The sequence below is a fragment of the Cupriavidus sp. GW821-FHT07C08 genome (assembly GCF_059419025.1).
In genome coordinates this window covers 43,808-53,453 of record NZ_JBWKQZ010000010.1, presented here as the reverse complement: position 1 = coordinate 53,453, position 9,646 = coordinate 43,808, and the positions used below count along the sequence as shown (strand labels likewise).

7 protein-coding genes are annotated in these 9,646 nt (G+C 58.5%); 1 reads left to right on the top strand and 6 read right to left on the bottom strand.

Translation table 11 applies throughout. The annotated features are described in order from the left end of the window. Positions 1 to 12: 12 nt before the first annotated feature. The 6 genes from AC07UK_RS15090 to AC07UK_RS15065 form a co-directional block, all read right to left on the bottom strand. Positions 13 to 921 (bottom strand): peptidylprolyl isomerase, encoded by a 909-nt coding sequence (locus AC07UK_RS15090; protein ID WP_494687373.1) that lies wholly within the window; start codon positions 919 to 921, stop codon positions 13 to 15. 18 nt (positions 922 to 939) lie between these two features. Beyond that, entirely contained in the window at positions 940 to 2,676 is a 1,737-nt protein-coding gene (locus tag AC07UK_RS15085; RefSeq protein ID WP_494687414.1) for a ShlB/FhaC/HecB family hemolysin secretion/activation protein, read from the bottom strand. Between the two features lie 35 nt (positions 2,677 to 2,711). Then, positions 2,712 to 4,862, bottom strand: a complete 2,151-nt coding sequence (locus AC07UK_RS15080; RefSeq protein ID WP_494687374.1) for a two-partner secretion domain-containing protein — start codon at positions 4,860 to 4,862, stop codon at positions 2,712 to 2,714. 550 nt (positions 4,863 to 5,412) lie between these two features. Beyond that, positions 5,413 to 6,363: a hypothetical protein gene (locus AC07UK_RS15075; RefSeq protein WP_494687375.1), complete on the bottom strand. Its 951-nt coding sequence runs from the start codon at positions 6,361 to 6,363 to the stop codon at positions 5,413 to 5,415. Between the two features lie 68 nt (positions 6,364 to 6,431). After that, positions 6,432 to 7,043, bottom strand: coding sequence for a hypothetical protein (locus AC07UK_RS15070; protein ID WP_494687376.1), 612 nt, complete (start codon positions 7,041 to 7,043; stop codon positions 6,432 to 6,434). Between the two features lie 171 nt (positions 7,044 to 7,214). Then, entirely contained in the window at positions 7,215 to 8,111 is an 897-nt protein-coding gene (locus AC07UK_RS15065) for a hypothetical protein (protein WP_494687377.1), read from the bottom strand. A gap of 217 nt (positions 8,112 to 8,328) precedes the next feature. Here AC07UK_RS15065 and AC07UK_RS15060 point away from each other — a divergent pair, with 217 nt between their 5' ends. Continuing rightward, entirely contained in the window at positions 8,329 to 8,574 is a 246-nt protein-coding gene (locus AC07UK_RS15060; protein ID WP_494687378.1) for a helix-turn-helix domain-containing protein, read from the top strand. Positions 8,575 to 9,646: the final 1,072 nt, after the last annotated feature.

The following is a 9,646-nucleotide window of genomic DNA, read 5'->3' as shown; positions in this document are numbered from 1 at the left end:
ATTGCTGGAGGCTTACTGCTGGATACGCGCGCTCTTCATCAGGTCAACGACGACCTGCTGGGTCGCCTTCTGGACCTCGATCGTCTCGAGCTGCTTGCGCAGCGCGTCCTTGATCTGTTCGTACTGGGGAATCTGGGTCGGGCGTTTTGCCTCCACGCGCAGCAGCCAGAAGGTCTCGCCCACTTGCACCGGCGCAGCGGACACAGCCCCCTCCGGGAGCTGGACCAAGGCCGCCGCCAGCGGCAAGGGCCAGTTCTGGGTCCGGCCTTCCTGCAGTGGCAGCTTGAACGAGACCCAGTTGAGCACGCCGCCTTGGGCGGCCGTGGGTCCCTGGCTGTTCTGCCGGGCCAGTTGCGCAAAGTCGCCGCCCTTCTTGATCTGTTCAAGGAGCTTCTGCGCCGTGTCCGCATCTTTCACGATGATGGCACTGGGCTTGTACTCGAACTCGCCGAGCGTCGCCACGATGGCGTCGAATTTCGCGCGCACATCGGCCTCCGATACCGGCCCAGGCTTGATCGCATCGCGCAGATAGTCCTGAGTCATGGACAGGACCTTGGCCTGCTCCATGGCCAGCCGGACATTGGGGCGGGTATCGTAGTGCCCCTTCTCAGCGGCCTGGCGGAACAACTCCCGGGCGATGAGCTGGTTCTTCACCGCGTCGCGAATCTGTGGCGTGACGGGTGTATTGACTGCTCTCAGCGCTGCATCAAGCTGCTCCTGGGTAATCGGTGCCCCGTTTACCCGTGCGACCACGCCCGCAGGCAGCGGGCCGGTGTCCGCCGCTTGAACGGCTGTCTTGTTTTTCGGCTCCGGCTGGGTCCTGGCAGCGGCGCAGGCGTTGTGCGCCCCAATGGCCAGGACGCAGGACAGGAACAGTGCCTCACTGCGCAAAAACAGCCGGTGGATATTGAAGGTGGTCATGTTGGTATTCCCCATTTCTTAGATCGACCAATTGAGCGTGGCCAGCAGGACGGTGGCCTTCTTGCCAAGCGAGCTCGGCTGGATCAGGGCCTGCCCCAGCAGGAGCTCCCCGGAAATCGCTTGCTGGCGGTACTTGCCCTGTGCCCGCACGCCAATACCGGAGCCGGCCAGCGTCGGCCATCCGCCCAGTGCGTTCAGGTGCGCCTTGCCGCCGTCAAGAAAGACATAGGGCTCGATGCGTGCGCCGTCCCATGCCCGTGCGTTCTGCCAGGCCAGCTCATTGCGCAGGTAGAAGCCGCTGTCACCCGCAATGCCGCCCTCCATGAAGCCGCGCACCGAACTCATTCCGCCGAGATAGATCTGCTGGGTGCCGAACAGGGCGACGGGGCTGAACTGGCCGCGCAAGGTACCCCGGTAGGCCCAGGAGGTTTGCAGCAGCGTGCCGGCCGTCAACTGCACCGTGCCGGTCATGTCCACCTTGTTGAACTGGTTGTGGGCATCACCCCGGCCTATCGTGGGATTGTCATGCACCGCGTCCAGCCAGGGCACGCCGCGCGAGAAGCCAAAGTCATAGGTCGCCGTTGCCGGCTGCCCGTTGGCCGTGAAGCGGACAAAGCCATTGGCAGCCATCCGCAGCACGGAAAGGCTTTGTGGCGACAAGGCCAGGCCTGCAATGCTGCGCTCGGTGCGCGTCCTGGCGAAGGTCACATCGATACTCATCCTGCCCATGCGGGACCGGCTCAGGACGGAGTTCCAGCCCAGGATCTGACTGAACGTGCGGCCTTCGAGCAAGGCCGCGTCTCCGATGACCTGCTGGTACTCCGATACCGAAGTGGTGTAGCTGAAGGTCTGGTAACCGACCGGCACTGCGCTGGAAAGGACCAGGGCATTGCTGTCGCGGGTCCCGACGAAGCTCAGACCGATCGATTCCTGCAGGCCGATAACGTTGTCGGCTTCCGCTCCCAGCCGGTAGCGCAGCTTGCCCGTCTGGGTGCTGCCGTAGTTGTCCATGCCGAGGTCGTAGAAGAAGCGGTCGCCATAGCGGTTGGCAACGGCAATCACCGACTCGCCAGGCGACTGGCCGGGCAGGATCTGCAGTTCCGCCTGGTTGCGGCGCAGTCGGTTGATCTGGTCGACGCCCTGCTCCAGGTCCGCCAGCCGCAGCACGTCTCCCACACGGGTACCGAAGGCCCACGCTGTCCCGGCATCCGTCAGCACCCCTCCCCCGTCCGTTTCGAATGGGCGAGCGCCGTCCGGGATCGGGCGCAGTGGCTTGCCGTTCAGGGTGAGAGCACCCACCTTGCCTGCGACCACATTCACCTTCAGTACACCGGAGGCCAGGTTCTGCGGGCCGAGATAGGCCCGGGTCGTGATGTAGCCGTGCTCGATGAACGCTTCCGTCACTCTTCGCAGCAGCAGGTTGACCCGGTTGCGCCCCAAGCGTCGGCCGAGGAACGGCGCGGCCACCGCCGCCAGTTCCCCTTGTGAAAGAACGGTGTCGCCGCTGAATTCGACTTCGCGGATGACGAACATGGGCTCCACGTCCGGCAACGAATCGATGTCCTCGCCCTTCGCCACCTCCGGCACAGGCGGCGGCGTGGGCACAGCGATCTCCGCTGGTGCCTGGGCTGCCTGCTGCTGTTGCTCGCGGGCCCTCTGATCCTGCAGCAGCCGCTGCCCCGGATCCTGCTCCGGCCGCACAGCCGGAAGACTTACAGGTGGCAATGCCTGAGCCAAAGCTTCGAATGCGGTCAAGGCGGCAAGACTGGCCACGACGCCATAGCGCGCAATCACAGCCCGAACCACGACACCAGTCCCAGATGGTTGCGCTGCGTGACCGGCGTGCGGTACGGACTGCGTATGGTCGTGACACCGCGGCTGGCATTCACACCGCCCGATGCCACGAACGACCCCCCTTCAATCTGGCCTTCACCGTCGATTTCAACCTGGCCACTGCCAGCGCGATACAGGCCGCCCGTGTCGGTGCGATAGATGGTCGCCCAGTTGTTGCCAAACCACGCCTTCATGTCGTGATCCCGCACAAAGGCCGTGTACCCCGTGACACCCCGTGCGACGACCTGTGGCGCCGACACGTGCAGGCCGCCGACTGCCAGCACCGTGCCGCCGATATTCAGAATTTGCGAGCCTGCCGCGAGCCTGATATCCCCGCCCGCCTCGATCATCCCGCCGAACGACTGCACGGTGCTTTCAGCGTGGTAGCGGCAAAGAAAAACGCACGACCGGTCGTATGAGACCTGCCCGGTGAACACCGCCTCATTGGTAAGCGTGTTGTTTGCCTGAATGCTGATCTGACCGCTGTTCGACAGTATCGAACCACCGTGATTGATGACGTTGTTTGCGGTGATCCTGATATTGCCGGCGTCTGCCGTAACGTACGACAGCCGCGCCGAGTCAGCGAGCGAGCCATAGTCGACCGTCATGCCGCTTTCGCGCTTGGAGAACACCAGCCATCTCGGACTGCTCCGCTCATAGCTGACCGGTGCGCCACCCATCACGCCTTCGGTGTGATCGATGATGTTGGCAAAGTCACCACCGGCGGTAATGGCAACGTTCTGGTTCGACAGGATCCGCGCGTTGCGATTTGTGATGTTGCCACCGGCACTGAGCGAAACGTCGCCCTCCTGGCCGAACAGGATGCTCAACTGCCCGCCCAGCGTGGTCTGGTTGACGATATTGCCGCCGGCAGCCAGCGTCACGGCGCCCGCAGATTCAGTATTCCCCTCGATGCCTGTCCTGCCCTGCACCAGGGTATTCACGCTGGTGATGTCACCCGCGCTCTTGAGCAGGATGCCGCTGTTGGCCGACGCCAGCGTACTGGTATCGGCTCCCATATGCTTCAGCGTGATGGACGCCCCGTCCATCACGACCGCATCGCTCGCCAGCACCCGGCTTTCCGCGAGCAGAATGTCGCCGCTTGCGGACACGGTGAAGCCACCGCCGTTAGCCCTGGCGTCGACATTGGAAAACGCGACCGCATCCTTGGCGTTGAGGCTGATGCCATTTGCTGCGGTAATCGTGGTATTCACCAACTGCACGCTGCCGTTGGAAGTCAGCGTGAAGTCACCATAAGTCGCATTGAGCGGTCCGGCGCTACGTACACCTGGCCCTTTGTCGGTCACGATCAGTTCGATCCGTCCACTGACAAGGCTGCCTGCCGACGTAATGTCGATGGCATAGCTCGTGGCCACGCGCGGCTGGGCCGGGGGTGTCAGTTGCAGCCAGTCGTGGCCGTTGTCCGTCGGCGAGAGGCCTGTGTTGATGACCGCATTGCTGTCGCCCGCCGACAGGCGCGTGATGGCGGTCGGCGAGGTGTACGTATTGGTAACGGTCCCCTGGATGCTGATGTTCTTGGCCAGCAGGTCAAGGCCAATCAAGGCGCCGGTCAATCCTTGTGGCCCTACTACAATCGTGCCTGCGGACGTGGCCAGATTGACGTTACGCTGATAGGTACCGGGTGCGATCTGCACATCAGTAAAACTGACCTGACCCGTTGACAGTGCCAGGTGGCCGGTATTGACGAACGAGCCACCATCCACGGTAATTCCGTTCGGATTGGCGATAACCACGTTCGCCCGCGGCCCAGTCACCGACAATTCGCCGGAAATCAGTGTGGGGTTCGTGCTGGTGACCTGATTGACGATCGTGCGCGCATTAATGCCCGTGTTGTTGAGCGTAGCCCCAGCTGCACCGACGTTGAATTGCGTGTAGGTGTTATGAGATACGCCCGAGGTAGTCGGGGCGATATTGACCGTCTGCCGCCCATTGACGGCCGTCACTACGCTTGTGGCAGTGGCGCCGTCCACAACGATCCCTGCACCAAAGCTGAACGTGCTAAGAAGCGTAAAGCCTAAAAAAATAAAGCAAAAGCTAGCAGGGCGTCTGCCCAGACGCCTGCACCAGATACACTTGTTGTTGACCATGTCAGTCGCGCCCCGATTGAAACCGGGCACGCTCCTCGCGTTTCTTTTTGGTGTTCGCGAATGGAACGGACACTCGCCACTAAGGCGACCTCGTGTCGTTGTTTACGACGGGGCAAGGGATTCACTGCACCCTACTAAAGTCGGTGGGCAAAATCCTACGCGCCTAAGGCGCCCGACAAAAAGAATTTTCGGCGCCACATACCGTAGATTTAGCGCCCCGGACACCATGAAGGCTCGCCGCGGTGGAAACGCGCCTCACGGCGAACGTGCCGGACGTTTGCTTTGGCTCCGGCAGCAGTTCTGACGTCGCATGCTGAAGGGGAGGATTGGCAGGAAGCGTGGCGCCATGCCCGCTCGCATTAGGTGTTCTTCCTGGGCTCCAGGGGCGAGACGGTGGGCAACCGGCTCTGCCAACTGCTGCCGGCCGAGAATGACCAGTTCCGACTGAAGATCCGACTGCTTGCCGGCCGCTGGCGAGGTCAAATACCTAGTTATCGAAGACGTGGACTTCGCCGACCGCCGCGATAGTCGCGCTCGCGATACGCTCTAACTATCTCACTTTCGTCAGAATCACGGAGACTCTTGCACCCACACTATAATCGAACGCCCGCTCCGGGCTTTGATTGACTGATGAAACCGCAAATCCGAATTTCTGCATTGAGCGCAGCAATGTAAATTCATCCACGGATGGCTGGCATCTATACGTCAGGCTATCAATAGAGCTTCCAGCGCGCAGCAATTGAGTTGACGTGCAGAAGATTTGCGCCCCTTTGGGAAGCTGAAGAAGTCGCTCTTCGGCAGCCCTCCGCTCCCTCATCACTGCCTCCATGGCCGGTCGCCTTGCCTCGGCCGCCTTCTTGTTGGCAGCTATCTGTTGCGCGAGCCTCTCCTGGCTGCGAATGTTGTAGGCAATGGAGGAGGCCTTCGATATCTGTTTCGCCTCATCATTTGCGATAAATGCGAGTGATTGCACATCTCGATGGGTCTTCAAATATTCGACCAGGTCCGGGGAGGTATTGACGTCTTCCAAGGGCTCCTCTTTCGCATCTACCAGCAGATGCCGAAACTGGACGCTTACTATTGGCTCGATCGTCCGGCTGGATACTGGGTTCCCAGCGTATTTCATGACGAGGTTGAAGCGCTCTACCGGCAACTCCTCCCCATCTGACGATAGAGCAACCGCAGTCTTGCAAACTGCATCGGCACATCGAAGGGAGACGAAGGCCTCCTTCTCGAAGTATTTGGACTCAGGGCCACCAAAAAACCCCTTCTTTGGAAAAGTCACGTAGTAGCCCGGCTCGAAGTTCGCCAAGCCGACTAATCGCTGCTTCTCGGCATACACGCTGTAGGTATTTTCGATAATCGCTTCGTCGTATTTCTTGATTATGCGAACGACGAAATCGTTATCCGCAGGCCATACATATCCTCGAGCCCCTGCAGAGATGCTTGTGACTAGGAGCACGATGCCAACTAGGGCGAGAGACTTGATCGGATGTTTCATTTTCACCGCCAATGTGAGGAGCCGCGCTGGAGATGTAAGTTTCCACTCACTTTCTAGCGTTGTTGTTTCTATTGGAAGGTAAGCTTGTCCACGTTTGGCAGATCACCAAGCTCAGGCTGCCCCTCGAGTCGAACCACCTTAGAGTTGGTGGCTGCTTCAATAGAGCGGACCGTGTCGACAATCGTCTTATTGACCCACTGGTCTGCAGTTCCAGTAAGAGCCCCGGCGGCATCTCGAATCAAGCCATTGATTCCGCCGCTTTTCTTCTGAAATACAGCGTACATATCGACTTGATACCCTTTTTTGTACCGGTAAAGACAGGTGTAGAGATTGAGGTTCTCAAAACCTGTGATGTGCCGATTGGCTTTGGATGTCCAAATCGCACCGTCGCATTTGGCGACACGCGGTGTGGTGGTGCCCGCACTGTTAGCCAGATTCAAAATATTGCTGATACCCGTGCCCTTGAACGCGTCAGCCACGTCAACGATGTCAAAACGCCCTGGCTCATCGGATACCTTCTTTCCCATTTGAAGCGGCCGATTTTGGACGACGGAATTAGTATTCCGGGCGAGACCATCTGCCGATGCCTTGATTATGGTCTCTGGTGCCACCGATGTTTTGACGTCGAATATATGGTAAATCTCAACGGTTTCATGTCGATCAGCGAGCTTTTCATTCAAGGCTCCGCAACCTGACAGCGCAGAGGACGCAATTACGACTGCGAAAGGAAGTATTTTTTTCACTGCATTTGACCCCAAAGTTTTTTATCGTGCCACCGAGAAGAGGAGCGCCTAGTTCTGTGGTTGTTTAGTGGCGGCTTTGCATGCACCAAAGCAAACCTCACTCGGCCCCTACGTTGTACTGCTCAAGTGATAGATATATTGAAAAGACGAGCCGCTGATGTAGAGGGCCACCATGTGGTTGGCTCGTGGATCGTTGCCAGTCGGGTCTAGTCCGAAAACGCCTTGAACGGGAACCACGCCGGATGTCGTTGTCAGCGTGCCGCTGTACTCGGCAATACCTGTGGCTGCGTCAAAGCCAGTACTGGCTGCTTTCAAGGTGCCTTGAGGAAGAATGCCCGACATGTTGCCCGCGGCATCGATGGTGAGGCTTACGTTGGACTGCCAGGCCCACGCCGTTGGGTTGCCGGGGACGCTGACGACCACGCCATAGGAACCGGCGTAGCCCCCGGAGGTTGCGGGGAGCCTAGGCATGCCGGCGACGCAAGTGAGGCAATACGGCCCGGAGATACTTAATGTCGTTGGAATGAACGACCCATTCTTCAGTACTCCGGCCTTCGATGCGCTACCTGTCTCTGTCAACGTTACAAAAGTACGCGCTGGGCTATAAAGGCCGCTGCCCACATACGTGTCTATTGGAATAGAAGATAGTGAACCCTCACTTAAAACAGGAGTCCCAGTGGCCATGTCGAAGTACTGCACATTGGACAGCGTGGCATTGAACCAACCTGGCGTCGTCGCCTGCGCTGCTGTGTCCAGCTGCGCGCTGTAGCGCCCCGAAAGCAGATTCTTGTTGTCGCATGTACCGTAGACATTGGCGCGGGGCGTTACTGCAACATATGACACAGCTCCCCCACAAGTGAACCAGCCTGATAACACAACCGGCCTTGTGTTGTCGCTTGCACTCGTACTACCGGCGTTGCCACCATCACCGCCGCCACATGCGGCCAGGGCGGCTACAAGCGTGTAGAGGGGCAATGTCAAAGCGCCACGAATGGCCTTCCTCATAAGAATTTCCCTACTTTCGTCTTCAAATTGACAGTCGCGGCAGTGAGACCGCTCGCATGGGCAGCAGCGGAGGCAAATCAAAAATTCCGAGCTTGCTGCGATATTTCACAATATATTGTGCATTGTAATGTCGACTAATGTATTTGCACAATATATTGTGTAGATAGCAAGCGACACAGTCCCCAAACTTGCCCCACTGTATTGCACTGGGGGCTGGATGGACCGGATTACCGCCTTCGGGCGTGTTGTTCGCAAGGCGAGGGTTGCAAAGGGGCTTTCGCAAGAGCAGCTCGCTGAGCGAGCGAACCTGCACCGCAACTTTGTTTCGCTGGTCGAGCGCGGTCTGAGCAAAATCGCCCTGGACTCCTTGTTTTCGTTGGCTGACGCTCTTGAAATGCGCACCTCCGAGCTTATTCGCCTCACAGAGGAAGAGGCGCATAAAAAGCCCAATGCCTCCCGTTGACGGCAATTCTGAATTGCGCAAGCCGATCGTGGTTCTAGCTGGAGAGCGAGGCCTGATGACCTCGGCCCACGACGCTGGCGTCTAGTCGCGCAGGTGCGCCGGCCGGCTGCGAACCATCGCTCGCGCACCACCTTTACGCTATTTGAACTCGCGCCAAGCAACTTGTCGCGATCTGCAGTCTTTCCTTACAGCTAACCGTAGGATTTCATGGTGCCCTCCCACCGGGGCATGGACATCCGTGCCGGCGCGCGGAAAACGCTCAGACAGCTTCAGCCAGGACGTGTGACGACGCCCCGCGCGGCGCCACGCAGTCGCTCCGGTCGCTTGCCGGGGTACTTCACCGCCCCGATGGACGACGACAGGCTGGATTGATCAGAATCAGTTCACCACAGCACGTTGGTACTTGATCGCCTGTTGTAAATATTTGGCATAGAGACAGGCTTAAGCGTTGCGTCGACTATTTCCAAATCTCACCTTATATTAGGCACCTTCCTACATGAACTAGGAATAAAATAAGTTATTATTAGATAATTCTTACAACAAAATCAGCCATCTACGATATAAAACGGTCGCCATGAGAGGGATAATAAGATCCCCAGTATTATTCTTCGTTCTTTTCTGTTGGACTGCTTCCACGTCGCTCCGCAGGGGTGTTGAGCGACGTGGATTTTTTTGCGACGTGTCGGCGAGCAATCATCAAGAAATCCATAACAACCGCAGCTTGCAGTTGGCGAGGATGCTTCCCGGGATAACGGAAAAATTGGTGTTGTAGCTACGCCAACGCCTGCGTCCTCGATGACGACCCTCGCATGCTGGCGAGAAAACGGGGCAGAGCCGCCCCGACGCAACACCCACCGACTGAGTACGGCAAAGTACCGATCTAGTGCAGCCGCATCGCAGTTCCTTCAAATATATTTGCCCGCACCATACGAAAGCGCACGTCATGTTGGGCTGAGGGCGTCCAACCCAATTAATTATGACGCGACTGCTCGGCCACTCGCGCAATCTTTCAAGAACGTCACCAAGCGATGGAATTATAAGGATGTAATCAGCCGCCCATTAGTTGTTTTTA

What these genes read in the sequence shown, in the direction of transcription:
- AC07UK_RS15090 (WP_494687373.1), bottom strand. Translation starts at nt 921, where the DNA reads ATGACCACCTTCAATATCCACCGGCTGTTTTTGCGCAGTGAGGCACTG.
- AC07UK_RS15080 (WP_494687374.1), bottom strand. Translation starts at nt 4,862, where the DNA reads ATGGTCAACAACAAGTGTATCTGGTGCAGGCGTCTGGGCAGACGCCCT.
- AC07UK_RS15075 (WP_494687375.1), bottom strand. Translation starts at nt 6,363, where the DNA reads ATGAAACATCCGATCAAGTCTCTCGCCCTAGTTGGCATCGTGCTCCTA.
- AC07UK_RS15065 (WP_494687377.1), bottom strand. Translation starts at nt 8,111, where the DNA reads ATGAGGAAGGCCATTCGTGGCGCTTTGACATTGCCCCTCTACACGCTT.
- AC07UK_RS15060 (WP_494687378.1), top strand. Translation starts at nt 8,329, where the DNA reads ATGGACCGGATTACCGCCTTCGGGCGTGTTGTTCGCAAGGCGAGGGTT.